The organism is Rhodopseudomonas sp. RCAM05734 (genome assembly GCF_052658035.1).
Map to the genome: position 1 here is coordinate 3,231,953 of NZ_CP199742.1, position 15,587 is coordinate 3,247,539.

Here is a 15,587-nt window from a genome sequence, read left to right on the forward strand (position 1 = left end):
GCTGGCATAACTTATGCTTGCAATATTGCACTAGCGTTCAACCGGATGGAACATCCCGCTCCGGCATGCGTTCACCATGCGGTCTGATTCCTGCCGAGTGTTTCAACTCAACGAAGAGGGGATACACGATGCCTGCTTTTACGTTCGAGAAAATCTCGCCGCCGGTGCGCCGCGGCCCCATCCCACCAGTCGAGCAGAAACAACGTGGCGTCATCGTGCGGGTGCTCGGCCGTTTTGTGGAGGCCCGCATCCAGCGCGCCGAACGGGTCGAGCAGCAGAGCCAGACCGGCTCGGCCTATAAGCCCCCTGAATAGCCCTCAGCCGGCCCGCTGCATCAGCAGGCTGCTCCAGCCCTCCACGCGCAGATGGCGCAACAGCACCAGTCCGCGCGCCCGGTAGGCGGCGATGACCCCTGTCGTATGCGGCAGCAGCAGCCCAGACAGGATCACCATCGCGTTCGGGGCCAGATGCGCCTCCAGCGGCGTTGCCATTTGACGCAACGGGTTGGCGAGGATGTTGGCCAGCACCAGGTCGAACGGCGCCCGCGCCGCAAACTGCGGCGCCGAAAAGCCGGTGGCGCAGATCGACTCCACGAGATTGCCGACGCCGTTGAGCCGGGCATTCTCCCGCGCGACGCGCGTGGCCATCGGATCGATGTCACTGGCCAGCACGCGACGCTGGGTGGCCTTGGCGGCGGCGATGGCGAGCACGCCGGTGCCCGACCCCAGATCGAGCATGCGGGCCGGCGCTTTCGACTTCAGCACATGATCGAGCAGGAGCAGGCAGCCGCGCGTGGTGCCGTGATGGCCGGTGCCGAACGCCAGCGCCGCCTCGATCTCGATGCCCAGCTTGTTCGGCGGCACGCTGGCGCGGTCATGGGCGCCATGGACGATGAAACGCCCGGCGCGCACCGGCACCAGTCCTTCGAGGCTGGCCTTGACCCAGTCCTTGGCCTCCACCGTGTCGAACACGATGCTCTCGACCACCGCGTCGCCGGCGGCCAGCCGAACGAGATCGCGGATGGCGTCCTGGTCCGGCGGCTCGGCAAAATGCACGCTGATGTCCCAGCGGCCGTCCGGCCGTTCGAACGCCGCGATCGCCGCCTGGCCCTCGAAAAAGCTCTCGGTGAGCAGGTCGACCACATGCTTGGCGCTGCGCTCGTCGCCGATGGCGAAAATGGCGCGGGTGGTCGCGGGGGTGATGGTGGCGGTCATGAGGTGGTCCGGCAGGTTGGGCGCGATGCCTGTGTTCACCGGTTATTCGCTGTTCATGCAAGGGTTTTCAACAGGGACGTACCGGGGTTCTCCCGGGGTTCTCCATCGGATACCCACAGGCTTTTCCACAGGGCTGTCCCCAGGCTGTCGTTCCGGGCCACGGACACTGTCAGCCGACCGAGAAACCGGAATAACCGCGCAGTCTTATGCGAACAGCGCCCGGTGATCGCGCAGGATGGTCCGGGCCGCGTTGTGCCCGGGCGCGCCGGTGACACCGCCGCCGGGATGGGCGCCCGAGCCGCAGTGATAGAGTCCCTTCAGCGGCCCGCGGTAGTCGGCGTGGCCGAGCATCGGCCGCGCCGAGAACAGCCGGTTGAGACTCAGCGCGCCGTGGAAGATGTCGCCGCCGAGCAGCCCGAAATCGCGCTCCAGGTCGAGCGGCGACAGCGCCTGCCGGCCGATCACGCTACCGGCGAAGCCAGGAGCATAGCTGTCCACGGTGGCGATCATCAGGTCAGCGACCTCCGCGCGATGATCGTCCCACGACGCGCCGTTCGGAAGCTCTGGCGCCACGTGCTGGCAGAACAGGCTGGCGACGTGCTGGCCGGGCGGACTCAGCGAGTCGTCGATGGTGGAGGGGATCAGCAGTTCGACCACCGGCTGCCTGCTCCAGCCATGCTGCTTCGCGTCGCTCCAGGCCCGGTCCATATAGGCCAGGCTCGGCGCCAGGATGATGCCGGCGCTGAGATGATCGCCTTTGCCGGGGAGCGCGGTGAAGGAAGGCAGGGCGCTCAGCGCCACATTCATGCGGAAGGTGCCGGAGCCGTTGCGCCAGTTCTTGATGCGCGCGAGGAAGGGCGGCGGCAGGGCGTCGGCCGATATCAACCGCGTGTAGAGCAGTTTTGGATTGACGTTCGACACCACGTATTTGGCACGAACGCTTTCGCCGTTGTCGAGGATGACGCCGACCGCGCGGTCGCCCTCGACCAGCACTTCGCGCACGCCGTTGATCGTCTCGATGGCCACGCCGTGGCTGCGCGCGGCAGCGGCCATGGCCTGGGTGATGGCACCCATGCCGCCGATGGCATGGCCCCACACGCCCTTCTTGCCGTTCACCTCGCCGAAGGCATGGTGCAGCATCACATAGGCCGAGCCGGCGGCGTAGGGGCTGGCATAGTTGCCGACGATGGCGTCGAAGCCGAACAGCGCCTTGATCAGCTCGCTCTCGAAGATGTCATCGAGCATCTCGCCGGCTGAGCAGGTGAACAGGTCGAGCAGGATGCGCTGCTGCTCCAGTGTCAGCCCGCGCAGCACGTTGGCGGTGCCGAGCGCGTTGATGACTTCATGGATGCTGCGGGCGCCAAAGCCCGCGACCAGGTTCGGCGGCGCGCGCAGCACGAAGGCGCGCAGCACGTCGGCGATGACTTCGAGTTCCCCGGTGAAGGCGTTAAGACGGCCGGCATCGCGGGCGCTGAGTTTGGCGAGCGACTGCTGGGTGCGGCCTTCGCCGGTCAGCAGATAGCTGCCGTCCGGTGCCGGCAGGAAATTCTGCGCCTTGCGCTCGACGATCCTGAGGCCGTGATCGTGCAGCCTGAGATCGGCAATGATCTGCGGATTGAGCAGGCTGACGGTGTAGGCGGCCACCGAATTGCGGAAGCCGGGATGAAACTCCTGGGTCACCGCGGCGCCGCCGACCACGGCGCGGCGTTCCACCACCTTCACCCGCAACCCGCTCATGGCGAGATAGGCCGCGCAGGTGAGGCCGTTATGGCCGGCACCGATGATCAGAACGTCGATGTCAGAGGCGTCAGACATTCGTTGGGAACTTCATCAAAGGTTCATCCTGCGGTCTTTATCGAAGACGGCGACGTTGCGCACAAGGGGGCCGGCATGTTTTCGGCTCCATCGGCGCCGCATTGCCGGATACGGTAACCTATGCTCCATTCCGGCGCCCGGCGTCCTGCCGGATTCTGAAGCCCTTACGCCCGCCGAATCCCAGCCGGAGCTTTCATGAATTCGTCGTTGCCCGCCGCCGCCGATCCGGCCTCCACGTCCCGCAACCGCCTGCTGCTGGTGGTCTATACTGCCGCCATCTTCACCAGCGCGCTGCTGCTGTTCTCGGTGCAGCCGCTGTTCACCAAAATGGTGCTGCCGCGGCTCGGCGGCTCGCCGGCGGTGTGGTCGGTGGCGATGGTGTTTTTCCAGTCGCTGCTGCTCGGTGGCTACGCCTATGCGCATTATCTGATGCAGCTTCGCAGCCGGATCTGGCCGGTGGCGATTCATCTGGCGTTGCTGGCATTGGCGCTGCTGACGTTGCCGCTGTCGATTGCCGCGGGCTGGGGCGAGCCGCCATCGAGCGGCTATGCGTTCTGGCTGCTCGGGCTGTTCGCGGTGTCGATCGGCCTGCCGTTCTTTGCGCTGGCTGCGAACAATCCGCTGCTGCAGGCTTGGTTCGTGCGCACCGGCCATCCTCAGGGCCATGATCCGTATTTCCTCTATGCCTCGTCGAACATCGGCAGCTTCCTGGCGCTGCTGTCCTATCCGGTGCTGCTGGAGCCGATGTTCTCGCTGCACACCCAGAACATGATCTGGACCGGCGGCTACGGCCTGCTGATCCTGCTGATCGCCGGCTGCGGCGTGTTGCTGCTGCGCTCGCCGGCTTTTGTCTTCGTCGCCGATGCGGCGGACGAGGTCGATGCGCCGGCGCCGACACGGGCCTTGGCCGCGCGCTGGATCTTTCTGGCGGCGGTGCCGTCCGGCCTGCTGATCGCGGTCACCGCGCACATCTCAACCGACGTGGCCGCCGCGCCGTTGTTGTGGGTGTTGCCGTTGTCGCTGTATCTGCTGACCTGGGTGCTGGTGTTCCAGTCGCGCCCGTTGCTGCCCCACAAATGGATGCTGTTGCTGCAGCCGCTGGCGATCGCCGGTGTCATCGTGCTGCTGGCGGTCGGCGGCGAGCAGAACCTGCTGCTGACGCTTGGCGGTCATCTGCTGTGCTTCTTCATCATCGCCATGGCCTGCCACGGCGAGTTGGCGCAAGCGCGCCCGGCGGCGAAGTATCTCACCGGCTACTATGTGGCGCTGTCGTTCGGCGGCATGGTCGGCGGCTTGTTCGCAGGCCTGATCGCGCCGTTCACGTTCTCATGGATCGCGGAATACCCGATCCTGGTCGCGCTGGCCGTGCTGTGCCGTCCGTCCAGCGAGGAGCGTCTGCACCACTGGAACCGATGGTACTGGCCGTTGCTGGCGATTGTCGCGTTCGTGTTGATCGCGATCTCCTATTCCAGCGGCAAGACGTTCACCTGGGTCGATGACAAGCGGGTCTATGTGATCAGCGTCATTGCGGTGCTCGGCATGATCCTCGCATTGCTGGCACGCGCCGATCGCTTGAAGCTGCTGGCCGTCACCTTATTGGCGCTGGCCCTGATCCGCTTCTATCCGTCCGACGATGGCCGCGTCGAGACGGTGCGCAGCTTCTTCGGCGTGCACAAGATCGTGGTGACGCCGAACGGCCAGTATCACGTGCTGATGCACGGCACCACGATCCACGGCGCCGAGAAATTTCTCAACGACGACGGCACGCCGGTGACCGGCCGGCCCGAGCCGATTTCCTACTATCACAAGGATGGCGGCATCGGTCAGGCGATCACCGCGCTGCGCGCGCGCAAGGGGGCGCTGCTGCGTGTCGCCGTGATCGGGCTGGGCTCGGGCACGCTGGCCTGCGCCTCGCAGCCCGGCGAGGATTGGAAATTCTTCGAGATCGACCAGTCGATGGTCGATACCGCGCGCGATCCGAAGTATTTCAACTTCATCCAGCGCTGCGAACCGGACATGAAGCCGGTGATCGGCGATGCGCGGCTGACCTTCGCCAGGGAGCCGGACGGCGTCTATGACCTGATCATCGTCGATGCCTATTCATCCGATGCGATTCCGATCCACCTCGCGACCGAGGAAGCGATGGAAATCTACAAGGAGAAGCTGGCGCCTCAGGGTGCGGTGGTGATGCATGTGTCGAACCGGCATCTCGAACTGGCCAGCGTCGTGGTCGGCATCGCCGACGCCAATGATCTCAAGAGCTGGGTGTTCAACGAGGATTCCGGTCGTGACAGTGAGTACATCTTCTCGACCAATGTCGTGATATCGGCGCGCGAGCCCGCCGATATCGGCACGCTGGCATCGTCGGACAAGTGGGCGCTGACCGAGGCCGCGGACAACCAGCGGGTCTGGACCGATGACTATTCCAACGTGCTCGGCGCGGTATGGCGCCGGCTGCGGGATGGGGAGAACTAGCCGAACCGGAAAAGCCCCCGGGGATTCTGCAGGATTGCCGCGCGATCCTCCGCGTTCCCCACCATGTCGGTGAAGAAGGCGAGGGTCTTGCCGTAATTCTGCGAGCCCTCGAACTGGGTGTGCGGCCAGTCGCTGCCCCATAGCAGGCGATCGCGCCCGAGCGCGTCGCGCAGCACCGGGTAGGCGGCGCGGGCAATGCGTTCGCCGTCGGCGCCGGTGCGATAGGGCGCGGAAATCTTGACCCAGAGCCGGCGCGTCGCACCGAGCTTTGTCAGCGCGACGAAACCGGGATCGGAAATGCCCGACTGTGAATCGGGCAGGCCGTAATGGTCGATCACCACATCGACGCCTGAATTGAGCAGTTGCGAGACCAGCGCGGGGAGATCGGCCGCGGCGCGCTGCACCTCGACCTGCCATTGCAGCTTGTGCGCCTTGTCCAGCAAGCCGCGCCACAGCGGAGTTTCCAAGTCGGGAAGCGGTTTCCCGACGAGGTTCAGGCGTAGCCCGACCACGCCGGACTCGTTCAGCAGCTTGAGGTCATTGGTGCTGGCCTCCGGATCGACCACGGCGATGCCCCGCAACCGTCCTTTCGCTGCCGTTAGGCAGTCGACGAGATACGAGTTGTCGGTGCCGAGGAAGCTTGGTTGCACCAGCACGCCGTTGGTGATGCCGTTGTCGTCGAGCTGACGAAGATAGAGATCCAGCGGGGCATCATAAGCGGGCGCATATCTGCGGGCGTCGGCGAGCTTCAGCCCACGGTGAAAGACATGGGAGTGTGTATCGATCATGATCGGTTTCGTTGGGGCGGCCCTGGCCGCCGGTGAGGTGGCAAGGGCTATGGCAGTCGTGGCAGCCGCTTTCAACAAAAGGCGCCGGTTGACCGTGCCATCGGGACAGATGTTCCTCATCGCGCACCTGCATTCAGCGGCCCGGCGGTCACCGGGGCGGTGTCGGACAGGGCCTTGCCGCGGGTCTCCGGCAACAGCAGGACGGCGATCAGAACGAGAGAGTAGGCAAAGGCGGCGTCGATACCAATCGCAGCCCCAAGTCCGACATGCTGGCTGAGATAGCCGACCATGATCGGAAATCCGGCGGAGACGATGCGACCGAAATTGTAGCAGAAGCCGACGCCGGTTCCGCGCACGCCGGCAGGGTATAGTTCGCTGAACAGCGCCGCCATGCTGGCGGGGATGCCAGCCGAAAAGAAACCGAGCGGGAAGCCGAGGATCAGCATTTCGGTGTTGGTCAGCGGCGCGAATACGTAGACCAGCACGGTCACCACGCAGGCGGCCGCGAAAAAGCTGACGTTGGTGCGGCGGCCGAGCCGGTCGCTGAGAATGCCGCTGGCGATGCAGCCGCAGAAGAAAGCCACGATGATGACCGCGAGATAGCCGCCGGTCCCCAGCACGGAGAGATGGCGTTCTTCGCGCAGAAACGTCGGCAGGAAGGTGGTCAAAGCGGCGTAGCCGCCGTGCGCGCCAATGCCGAACAGCCCGCCGATCATCGTTGCCCGCAACACCTCGGGCTTGAATATGCCGAACAGGATGGTCCACGTCGACGGACCTTGTCCGGCCGCAGGAATAGTCCGTACCGGCTCGGGCACGCCGCGGCGGACATAAAAGATCAGCAGCGCGGGCAGCAGCCCGGCAGCGAACATGGCGCGCCATGCGATGTCAGCCGGCAGATACATGAACACGAACGTGGCGAGGATCACTGCCGCTCCCCAGCCGACGGCCCAGGCGCTTTGCACCGAGGCCAGTGCCTTGCCGCGATGCTGCGGGCGGATGATTTCCGCCATCAGAACTGCGCCAGCGGCCCATTCGCCGCCGAAGCCGATTCCCTGGATCGTCTTGAGCACGAGCAGCCGCGTGTAGCTTTGCGCGAAGGCGCAGGCAAAGGTGGCAAGCGCAAACCACAGGATGGTGATTTGCAACGCTTTGACCCGGCCGTAGCGGTCCGCCAATGCGCCGGCGATCCAGCCGCCGAAGGCGCCCGCGAATAGTGTCACCGATCCCAGCAGACCGGCTTCGGTCTTGCTGATCGCAAAGCTGGCGATCAAGGCGGGAATGGCGAGGCTGAACATCTGGACGTCAAGCGCATCGAGCGCCCAGCCCATGAAACATGCCCAGAACGTCTTGCGTTCGGGGGGCGAGCTCTCTTGGTACCAGTTCGACACGGTTTTCTCACCAATTGACGCCGGCCGTTTTCGGCTCGGCGTGACGTTTCATCGAATCTCGATGTGATAGCGAAACTTGTTGGCGGCCCCGCGCGAGCGCCGCCACTCCAGCGGCCGGTGCGTCAGATCGAAGGCGAGGCGTTCGATGACGATCAGCGGTGCGTCGGGCTGGAGCTGCAGCAGGCGGGCCTTCAGCGGATCGGCGGTCTCGACGGTCAGCGTCTCTTCCGCCGTGGTTACCACCTCGCCGCAGCATTCCTCGTAGAGCGGATACAGCAGGTCACCGAAATCCGCTTCGGCAAGGCCAAGCAGCTTTTCAAAGCGCGCGCGGGGCAGCCAGATGTCCTCCGCCAGCAGCGGGGTGCCGTCGATCAGACGCAGGCGCGAAAGGTGAATGACCTCGTCGTTCGGCCCGATCCGCAGCGCCGAGGCGACGGCGGAGGGCGCCTGCAGAACTTCACGGCGCAGAATCCGGCTCTCCGGAATCCGGCGTTCGCCGGCCTCCGATTGAAAACGGAAGAAGCGGAACATCGAGGCATTGAAGCGCGTGCGTTTGACGAAGGTGCCACGGCCCTGCCGGCGATCCAGCACGCCTTCGGCGACCAGCTGGTCGATAGCCTTCCGGACAGTCCCGATCGCAACCGAATACAGCCGCGACAGTTCGCTCTCGGACGGAATGGCTTCGCCCGCGCGCCACTCGCCATTCGAAATCGCTGTGGCGAAGGCATCGCGCAGCTGCTGGTATAGTGGTAGTCGTTGATCCGAATTCATTTAGTCATATAGATGACTAAATGAATTCGGGTCAAGTCGACGCCGGCCTCAGTAGTCTGAGGAAAAGAAACCGCGAGGCTGGTACGGCCGCGGCGCATAGACCTGCGGCTGGTAGGGCTGGGCGTAGCCGCGGCTGGCGTAATATTGCTGGGTCTCGGCCTCGGTCATGCGGCGATAGCCGCGAGGGGCTGGAAAACGCTGGCCATTGTCGTTGCCGTCGGCCGGATAGATGTAGCCGTCATCAGCCATTTGCGGTGCCGGACGCACGATGCGACGGTTTGGCATCACGGGCTGCGGCACCAGTTCGACCGGATTGCCGGCGGCATCGAACGACGGCTCGACCGGCGCGACGTTGCGGCGCGCGACGGCGGACGGCTTGGCCGGTCGCGGGTTGCGCGCCATCGCCACCTGCGCCGAGCCGGTCAGGGTGACGGTGGTGTTCAATACGCCGTCGGCTTTGACCATCGCGAACAGCGTCGCGGCGTTCTCGCGCGACAGGCGCACGCAGCCATGGGACGCCGGGGTGCCGAGCCGGCTCACCGAGTCGGTGCCGTGGATGGCGTGGCCCTGCTTGGTGAAAAAGATGGAATTCGGCATCGGCGCGTCGTCGAATTCCTTGGAGTAGTGGTCTTCCTCCATGCGGAAGGTGCGGAAGCTGCCGTTCGGCGTTTCGTGCGCGACGTCGCCCGACGAGACCGGCCAGCGATATTTTTCGACGCCGTCGACGGCGACGGTCATCTGCTGGACATCCTTGTCGATGGTGATCGCGATTTTGGCTTCAGCAGTGGTCGCGGCAGCAAAACAGGCCAGGCCGACCAGAGCGGCAAACATCGAACGCATTGTATTTCGGCCTCCGGCCATTCTGCACTGCAATATCACCCCGCCATTATATGCATGTCGGCGCGATCAAGTTCCAGTGACAGTTTCGTGCATCGTTAATGTCCCGGACGGCTTTCCTATGGCGCCGCGGGGGCAGAAAACCGGTCCGGCCTAGCGTCGTAAAATTGATCTGCGTCAGTGCAACTAATCAGTCACTTTGCCGTTATTGAGTTCCACGCGGTGATTGAACGAACGTGGTCATCCAGAGGAATTCAACATGAAGACCAAGACATCGATCCTGTCCGCCAGCCCGGTCGTGGCTAAACTCGCAATGCTGGCGGGCGTGCTCGCGGTGCTGGCAATTCCCCATGTGGCGCAGGCACAAGGCGTCATTCGCGGAGCCGATCAAGGCGCTCGTCAGGGCGTTCGTGAGGGCAACCGGGCGGCCGGTCCGGTTGGCGGGGTGGTCGGCGGCGCGCTCGGCTTGGGGGTCGGTGCAGCTGTGGGCGGCGTCAAGGGTGTGCTCGGCATTCCCGAAGGGCGTAGCCGCGAGTGCCGCGGCTACTACGACAGGCGTCATCGTTTCCACTGCTATCGTCGTTAATCTTTAAGCTGATTTAAAGCAAAACGGCCCGGATGATCCGGGCCGTTTTTATATCGCCGGCTGCTCGGTCTCAGTTCTTCAGCTTGTAGCCGGTCTTGAAGATCCACCACACGGCGATCATACAGGCCGCCAGGAAGAACAGCGTCACCGAAACGCTAAGCACCACGCTGACATCGGAAATCTCGTAGAAGCTCCAGCGGAAGCCGCTGATCAGGTAGACCACCGGATTGAGCAGCGTGATGGTGCGCCAGCCCGACGGCAGCATGCTCACCGAATAGAAGCTGCCGCCGAGAAACGTCAGCGGCGTCACCACCAGTAGCGGGATCGCCTGCAGCTTCTCGAAGCCGTCGGCCCAGATGCCGATGATGAAGCCGAACAGGCTGAATGTCACCGCGGTCAGCACCAGGAAAGTCAGCATCCACCACGGATGCAGAATGTGCAGCGGCACGAACAGCCCGGCAGTGGCCAGAATGATCAGACCGAGCAGGATCGACTTGGTGGCGGCTGCGCCGACATAGCCCAGTACGACCTCGACATAGGACACCGGCGCCGACAGCAGCTCATAGATGGTGCCGGTGAACTTCGGGAAATAGATTCCGAACGAGGCGTTGGAGATGCTCTGCGTCAGCACCGACAGCATCACCAGCCCGGGCACGATGAAGGTGCCGTAGCTGACGCCTTCGATGGAGGTGATGCGCGAGCCGATGGCGGCGCCAAACACCACGAAATACAGCGATGTCGAAATCACCGGCGAGACGATGCTTTGCAGCACGGTGCGCCAGGTGCGCGCCATTTCGAACAGATAGATGGCTTTGACGGCCCGGAAGTTCATGCTCATTTTTTCACCAGGCTAACAAAGATATCTTCCAGCGAACTCTGTGTGGTGTCGAGATCGAAAAACCGGATGCCGGCTTCGCGCAGGTCGCTCAGCAGGCTGGTAATCCCGGTGCGCTCGCTCTTGGTATCGTAGGTGTAGATCAGCTGTTCGCCGTCAGCGGCAAGCTCGAGATGATACGCCGAAAGACTCGCCGGAATCGCCGTGACCTTGCCCTGCAGGTGCAGCTTCAGGCGCTTCTTGCCGAGCTGCTGCATCAGTGCGTTCTTCTCCTCGACCAGGATGATCTCACCCTTGTTGATGACACCGATGCGGTCGGCCATCTCCTCGGCCTCTTCGATGTAGTGCGTGGTCAGGATCACCGTGACGCCGGCGGCGCGCAGCGTGCGCACCACCTCCCACATGCCCTTGCGCAGTTCGACATCGACGCCTGCGGTGGGCTCATCGAGAAACAGGATCTGCGGTTCGTGCGACAGTGCCTTGGCGATCATCACCCGGCGCTTCATGCCGCCGGACAGAGTGACGATCTTGCTGTCCTTCTTGTCCCACAGCGACAGGTCCTTGAGCACCTTCTCGATATGAGCGGGGTTCTTCGGCTTGCCGAACAGGCCGCGGCTGAAGGAGACCGTGGCCCACACCGTCTCGAAGGCGTCGGTGTGCAGTTCCTGCGGCACCAGGCCGATCGGCTGGCGCGCGGCGCGGAACGAGCCGACATTGTCGTGGCCGTCGACAACCACCTTGCCGGACGTCGCATTGGCGATGCCGCAGATGATGCTGATCAGCGTCGTCTTGCCGGCGCCGTTCGGCCCCAGCAGCGCGAAGATCTCGCCGCGGTTGATGTCGAGATCGATGCCTTTCAGGGCGGTGAAGCCCGAGGCATAGCTCTTGGTTAGGCTGGATATGGAGATGATGGGGGGCATGGGGTGCTTGTCGATTTGAATCGGGACGCGCCGGGCACGGTGTCAGTACATAGGAACGCGAAAGGGGGCGCGCAATCGCAGACATGGCAGATTTGCAGTTATTCTGCGGCGTCGTAGTCAATTTCGACGATCGTGCCGCCATCTGCTGCATCCGAAAATTGCGGATCGTTCTGCAACTGTTCAATGGTGCGCGGTATGGGAAGATCGGTAGTGCCGTCCGGATTTGTCCAGTCCCCTGCCACGGATTCAAGAGTCTCTTCGGCCTCTTCGATCGCTTCATCGAGACTGTCGCCAGCGGTGACAAGGCTTGGAAAATCGGGAAACGACACGCGAAAAGTGCCGCCGGAGTCCTTTTGAATCAACGCGATGTAGACCCGCACGTCACACCCGCTCGACAAAACTGTCGACGACCTTCTTCTCGCCGGCTTTCTCGAACGCAATCGTCAGCTTGTTGCCGTCGATTTTGGTCACCGCGCCGTAACCGAACTTCTGGTGGAAGACGCGATCCTGCAGCGTGAATGCCGACTCGGTGCCGGTCGATTTCGCGATCAGTTCGCCCTCGATGGTCATCGGGCCGTTCCTGCCGCGGGAGAAACCGCTGCCCGGCGCGTCGCTGCGTGACGACGAGAACGGCGACTGGCTTTCGTTGAAGCCGCCGCCGGCCTGTCCGCCGCCTTTGTTGCGCGACTTGTTGGCCTGGGCGCGCTGCCAGCCGGGCGTCGAATAGGTGGAGCCGAAGGATTCCACATTGTCGAAGCGCGACGGGCCGTAGCCGCTGTTGCCGCCCCAATTGTTGCCGCCCTTGGACTCGGTGATCTCGACATTGTCGGCCGGCAATTCGTCGAGGAAGCGCGACGGCAGCGTCGTGTTCCAGGTGCCATGGATGCGCCGGTTGGTGGCGAAATAGAGCTTGGCGCGTTTTCGGGCGCGGGTGATCCCCACATGAGCCAGCCGGCGCTCTTCTTCCAGTCCGGCGCGGCCCTGGTCGTCGAGCGCGCGCTGGTGCGGAAACAGGCCTTCTTCCCAGCCCGGCAGGAACACGTTGTCGAATTCCAGCCCCTTGGCCGAGTGCAGCGTCATGATCGACACCGCGTCCTCGTCGGCGCCGCCCTCGCGATCCATCACCAGCGATATATGTTCGAGAAACCCTTGCAGGTTCTCGAATTCTTCCATCGAGCGGACGAGTTCCTTGAGGTTCTCGAGCCGGCCGGCTGCGTCGGCGGAACGGTCCTTCTGCCACATCTCGGTGTAGCCGCTCTCGTCGAGCACGATCTCGGCGAGCTGGGTGTGGGTGATGGTATCGCGCTGCGTGCGCCAGCGCTCGAAGTTCATCATCAATTCGCGCAGGCTGCCGCGCGCCTTCGGCTTCATCTCGTCGGTGTCGACCACGAGACGGGCAGCTTCGGACAGCGGGATCTTCCGCTTGCGGGCGTGGTCGTGCAGCATCTGCACGGTGGCGTCGCCGAGCCCGCGCTTCGGCGTGTTGACGATGCGCTCGAAAGCCAGATCGTCGGCGGGCGAATTGATCACCCGCAGATAGGCCAGCGCATCGCGGATCTCGGCGCGCTCATAGAAGCGCGGGCCGCCGATCACGCGATAGGGCAGGCCGAGGGTGACGAAGCGATCTTCGAATTCGCGCATCTGGAACGAGGCGCGCACCAGGATGGCGATGTCGTTGAGCTTGTGGCCGCCGCGCTGCAGATCCTCGATTTCCTCGCCGATGGTGCGGGCTTCCTCTTCGGAATCCCAGCAGCCGGTGACGGTGACCTTTTCGCCGGCGACATCCTCGGTGCGCAGCGTCTTGCCGAGCCGGCCTTCGTTATGCGCGATCAGATGTGAGGCGGCGGCCAGGATATGGCCGGTGGAGCGATAGTTGCGCTCCAGCCGGATCACCTTGGCGCCGGGGAAATCGTGGTCGAAGCGCAGGATGTTGTCGACCTCGGCGCCGCGCCAGCCGTAGATCGACTGATCGTCGTCGCCGACGCAGCAGATGTTCTTGAGCCGCGCCGTCGATGGCGTCATCTCATCCTTCGAGACGCGCGAGCCTCGCCCGCGCTCCTCAGGGTGAGGGGACAACTCGGTGTGTGTGTCGGCAACGGTCTCTGCGCCCTCATCCTGAGGAGCCGCGCGAAGCGCGGCGTCTCGAAGGATGGGGGCATGGCTTTGCGAACCCGGTGTCTGCGACAGCAGCCGCAGCCACAGATATTGCGCGACGTTGGTGTCCTGATATTCGTCGACCAGGATGTATTTGAAGCGCTGCTGGTACTGCCGGAGCACGTCGGGATGTTCGCGGAACAGCCGGATGCCCTCGAGCAGCAGATCGCCGAAATCGGCCGCATTGAGGGTTTTGAGCCGGGCCTGATAGGCGGCGTAGAGCTTGCCGCCTTTGCCGTTGCCGAACACGGCGGCCTCGCCGGCCGGCACCTGCGACGGCGTCAGGCCGCGGTTCTTCCAGCCGTCGATCAGCCCTGCCAGCATCCGCGCCGGCCAGCGCTTGTCGTCGATGTTGTCGGCCGCCAGCAACTGCTTGAGCAGCCGGATCTGGTCGTCGGTGTCGAGCACGGTGAAATTCGAGGTCAGTTGCACCAGTTCGGCATGGATGCGCAGGATGCGGCCACCGATCGAGTGGAAGGTGCCGAGCCACGGCATGCCTTCGACGGCCTGGCCGAGCATCAGGCCGAGGCGGTGCTTCATCTCGCGCGCCGCCTTGTTAGTGAAGGTCACCGACAGGATCTCGGCGGGCCGGGCGCGGCCGGTGGTCAGGATATGCGCGATCCGCGAGGTCAGCACCTTGGTCTTGCCGGTGCCGGCGCCTGCCAGAACGAGAACCGGACCATCGAGGGTCTCGACGGCATCACGCTGCTCGGGGTTGAGGCCGGCCAGGTACTGGGCCGGCGCCGCCTGGGCGCGTGCACGCGCGCCAATGCCGCCCGCCGCCGGCTGGTAGGCAGGGAGATCGTTGGAGGGCGTCTTGTAGGGCTCGGTCATGCGAGATCGTCTTGTTCCCACGATGGCACCGCGGGGCCGTGAAGGGGAGCCTTCATAGCAGGGGTCACAGGCATATAGGGGGCGAAGCGGCGAGTTGACAGAGTTTTCCCGCGTCGGGGCAGGGCCAGATGCGGTTGAGCCGGCTGCCGGCGCTTGCGCTCGGCCCATCGGCCTACCACAGGCAGGGAACTTTCGTTCCCGTTGCGGCTTGTTTTCACGATCGACGCGCGGCGCTCAGGCCGCGTTCAACAGAACGAAAATTCGAGGTTGTGCCATGTTCGGCTGGGTTGTCACGTTTCTGATCGTCGCCCTGATCGCCGGTGTTCTGGGCTTTGGCGGCGTCGCCGGAGCCTCCATCGAGATCGCCAAGATCATCTTCTTCGTCGCGATCGTGCTGTTTCTGGTTTCGGCCGTTGTCGGTCTGGTCCGCGGTCGAACCCGGGCCTAGCGGTCGCTACTTCTTCGCGGGCATCCCGATGCTGCGGCCGATTCCCTCGGGCCGCGGCGCCGCCTGATGGGCGTTCGCCAGCGCCGCAATGTTGGCGCGGATATCCGACGGGAATGGCGCGACTTTTCGGGCATTCATGTCCATGTGGATGGACATGTTTTCCGAGGTCGCCGACACCCATCCTTCGGTGGCGTGGCGCAATTCCTCGAACGTGTGCAGCCGCTTGTCGTCAGCCGCGACCAGCAGGATCGACACCTGCGCGGGATCGCCGAGATGGATCTCACGCAGGTAGCGGACATGGCATTCCGCGGTGAATGTCGAGCCGCCGCGTGCTTTCATGTAAGCGGGGCCGATCCCGAGCTTGAGCCAGAGTTCGTCGATCGCGCGGTCGAACAGCACGTTGTAATAGGCCATGTTGAGATGGCCATTATAGTCGATCCATTGCGGTTCAATGGCCATCACCGACGACAGGAAGGCCACCGGCTGTAGCAGCAGGTCGTCAGGCATTGTCGCGTTCGTCAT

At 64.0% G+C, this 15,587-nt stretch carries 15 protein-coding genes; 4 read left to right on the forward strand and 11 right to left on the reverse strand.

The window, feature by feature from the left end:
• Window positions 1–128: 128 nt before the first annotated feature.
• Window positions 129–314, forward strand: coding sequence for a hypothetical protein (locus ACUXVA_RS15250; RefSeq protein ID WP_265079544.1), 186 nt, complete (start codon window positions 129–131; stop codon window positions 312–314).
• A gap of 3 nt (window positions 315–317) precedes the next feature.
• Here the strand turns inward: ACUXVA_RS15250 and ACUXVA_RS15255 are convergent, their stop codons facing one another.
• Together ACUXVA_RS15255 and ACUXVA_RS15260 are read right to left on the reverse strand one after the other, a co-directional pair.
• The gene (locus ACUXVA_RS15255) at window positions 318–1,214 is read right to left on the reverse strand and encodes a 50S ribosomal protein L11 methyltransferase (protein WP_445493301.1); all 897 of its coding nucleotides are present in this window, start codon (window positions 1,212–1,214) and stop codon (window positions 318–320) included.
• A gap of 204 nt (window positions 1,215–1,418) precedes the next feature.
• On the reverse strand, window positions 1,419–3,029 hold the full coding sequence (locus ACUXVA_RS15260; protein ID WP_445493061.1) for a phytoene desaturase family protein: 1,611 nt from the start codon (window positions 3,027–3,029) through the stop codon (window positions 1,419–1,421).
• A gap of 195 nt (window positions 3,030–3,224) precedes the next feature.
• On the opposite strand from ACUXVA_RS15260, the gene ACUXVA_RS15265 reads away from it, so the two are divergent.
• Window positions 3,225–5,504, forward strand: a complete 2,280-nt coding sequence (locus ACUXVA_RS15265; protein ID WP_445493063.1) for a spermidine synthase — start codon at window positions 3,225–3,227, stop codon at window positions 5,502–5,504.
• Here the strand turns inward: ACUXVA_RS15265 and ACUXVA_RS15270 are convergent.
• From ACUXVA_RS15270 to ACUXVA_RS15285, 4 genes are all read right to left on the reverse strand, one after another.
• Window positions 5,501–6,292, reverse strand: a complete 792-nt coding sequence (locus tag ACUXVA_RS15270; RefSeq protein ID WP_445493065.1) for an amidohydrolase family protein — start codon at window positions 6,290–6,292, stop codon at window positions 5,501–5,503. The two genes, ACUXVA_RS15265 and ACUXVA_RS15270, sit on opposite strands and share 4 nt — an antisense overlap.
• 116 nt (window positions 6,293–6,408) lie before the next feature.
• The gene (locus ACUXVA_RS15275; protein ID WP_445493067.1) at window positions 6,409–7,680 is read right to left on the reverse strand and encodes an MFS transporter; all 1,272 of its coding nucleotides are present in this window, start codon (window positions 7,678–7,680) and stop codon (window positions 6,409–6,411) included.
• Window positions 7,681–7,728: 48 nt separating this feature from the next.
• Window positions 7,729–8,451, reverse strand: a complete 723-nt coding sequence (locus ACUXVA_RS15280; RefSeq protein ID WP_445493069.1) for a GntR family transcriptional regulator — start codon at window positions 8,449–8,451, stop codon at window positions 7,729–7,731.
• A gap of 48 nt (window positions 8,452–8,499) precedes the next feature.
• Window positions 8,500–9,291 carry a L,D-transpeptidase gene (locus ACUXVA_RS15285; RefSeq protein ID WP_445493071.1) on the reverse strand — a complete coding sequence of 264 codons (792 nt, stop codon included), beginning with the start codon at window positions 9,289–9,291 and terminating at the stop codon, window positions 8,500–8,502.
• 256 nt (window positions 9,292–9,547) lie between these two features.
• Here ACUXVA_RS15285 and ACUXVA_RS15290 point away from each other — a divergent pair, with 256 nt between their 5' ends.
• The gene (locus ACUXVA_RS15290; protein WP_265079540.1) at window positions 9,548–9,874 is read left to right on the forward strand and encodes a hypothetical protein; all 327 of its coding nucleotides are present in this window, start codon (window positions 9,548–9,550) and stop codon (window positions 9,872–9,874) included.
• Window positions 9,875–9,944: 70 nt separating this feature from the next.
• On the opposite strand, the gene ACUXVA_RS15295 is transcribed toward ACUXVA_RS15290, so the two are convergent.
• From ACUXVA_RS15295 to ACUXVA_RS15310, 4 genes are all read right to left on the reverse strand, one after another.
• Window positions 9,945–10,706, reverse strand: a complete 762-nt coding sequence (locus tag ACUXVA_RS15295; RefSeq protein WP_265083784.1) for an ABC transporter permease — start codon at window positions 10,704–10,706, stop codon at window positions 9,945–9,947.
• A gap of 2 nt (window positions 10,707–10,708) precedes the next feature.
• Window positions 10,709–11,629 (reverse strand): ABC transporter ATP-binding protein, encoded by a 921-nt coding sequence (locus ACUXVA_RS15300; RefSeq protein ID WP_445493073.1) that lies wholly within the window; start codon window positions 11,627–11,629, stop codon window positions 10,709–10,711.
• Window positions 11,630–11,727: 98 nt separating this feature from the next.
• Window positions 11,728–12,009, reverse strand: a complete 282-nt coding sequence (locus ACUXVA_RS15305; protein ID WP_445493075.1) for a type II toxin-antitoxin system HicB family antitoxin — start codon at window positions 12,007–12,009, stop codon at window positions 11,728–11,730.
• 1 nt (window position 12,010) lies between these two features.
• Window positions 12,011–14,617, reverse strand: coding sequence for an ATP-dependent helicase (locus ACUXVA_RS15310; protein ID WP_445493077.1), 2,607 nt, complete (start codon window positions 14,615–14,617; stop codon window positions 12,011–12,013).
• Between the two features lie 274 nt (window positions 14,618–14,891).
• Here ACUXVA_RS15310 and ACUXVA_RS15315 point away from each other — a divergent pair, with 274 nt between their 5' ends.
• Window positions 14,892–15,065 carry a DUF1328 domain-containing protein gene (locus ACUXVA_RS15315; RefSeq protein WP_265079536.1) on the forward strand — a complete coding sequence of 58 codons (174 nt, stop codon included), beginning with the start codon at window positions 14,892–14,894 and terminating at the stop codon, window positions 15,063–15,065.
• A 6-nt stretch (window positions 15,066–15,071) separates the two neighbouring features.
• Here the strand turns inward: ACUXVA_RS15315 and ACUXVA_RS15320 are convergent, their stop codons facing one another.
• Window positions 15,072–15,587, reverse strand: a complete 516-nt coding sequence (locus ACUXVA_RS15320) for a thioesterase family protein (RefSeq protein ID WP_445493079.1) — start codon at window positions 15,585–15,587, stop codon at window positions 15,072–15,074.

What these genes read in the sequence shown, in the direction of transcription:
- ACUXVA_RS15290 (WP_265079540.1), top strand. Translation starts at nt 9,548, where the DNA reads ATGAAGACCAAGACATCGATCCTGTCCGCCAGCCCGGTCGTGGCTAAA.
- ACUXVA_RS15320 (WP_445493079.1), bottom strand. Translation starts at nt 15,587, where the DNA reads ATGACGAACGCGACAATGCCTGACGACCTGCTGCTACAGCCGGTGGCC.
- ACUXVA_RS15285 (WP_445493071.1), bottom strand. Translation starts at nt 9,291, where the DNA reads ATGCGTTCGATGTTTGCCGCTCTGGTCGGCCTGGCCTGTTTTGCTGCC.
- ACUXVA_RS15260 (WP_445493061.1), bottom strand. Translation starts at nt 3,029, where the DNA reads ATGTCTGACGCCTCTGACATCGACGTTCTGATCATCGGTGCCGGCCAT.
- ACUXVA_RS15300 (WP_445493073.1), bottom strand. Translation starts at nt 11,629, where the DNA reads ATGCCCCCCATCATCTCCATATCCAGCCTAACCAAGAGCTATGCCTCG.
- ACUXVA_RS15310 (WP_445493077.1), bottom strand. Translation starts at nt 14,617, where the DNA reads ATGACCGAGCCCTACAAGACGCCCTCCAACGATCTCCCTGCCTACCAG.
- ACUXVA_RS15270 (WP_445493065.1), bottom strand. Translation starts at nt 6,292, where the DNA reads ATGATCGATACACACTCCCATGTCTTTCACCGTGGGCTGAAGCTCGCC.
- ACUXVA_RS15295 (WP_265083784.1), bottom strand. Translation starts at nt 10,706, where the DNA reads ATGAACTTCCGGGCCGTCAAAGCCATCTATCTGTTCGAAATGGCGCGC.
- ACUXVA_RS15280 (WP_445493069.1), bottom strand. Translation starts at nt 8,451, where the DNA reads ATGAATTCGGATCAACGACTACCACTATACCAGCAGCTGCGCGATGCC.
- ACUXVA_RS15265 (WP_445493063.1), top strand. Translation starts at nt 3,225, where the DNA reads ATGAATTCGTCGTTGCCCGCCGCCGCCGATCCGGCCTCCACGTCCCGC.
- ACUXVA_RS15255 (WP_445493301.1), bottom strand. Translation starts at nt 1,214, where the DNA reads ATGACCGCCACCATCACCCCCGCGACCACCCGCGCCATTTTCGCCATC.
- ACUXVA_RS15315 (WP_265079536.1), top strand. Translation starts at nt 14,892, where the DNA reads ATGTTCGGCTGGGTTGTCACGTTTCTGATCGTCGCCCTGATCGCCGGT.
- ACUXVA_RS15250 (WP_265079544.1), top strand. Translation starts at nt 129, where the DNA reads ATGCCTGCTTTTACGTTCGAGAAAATCTCGCCGCCGGTGCGCCGCGGC.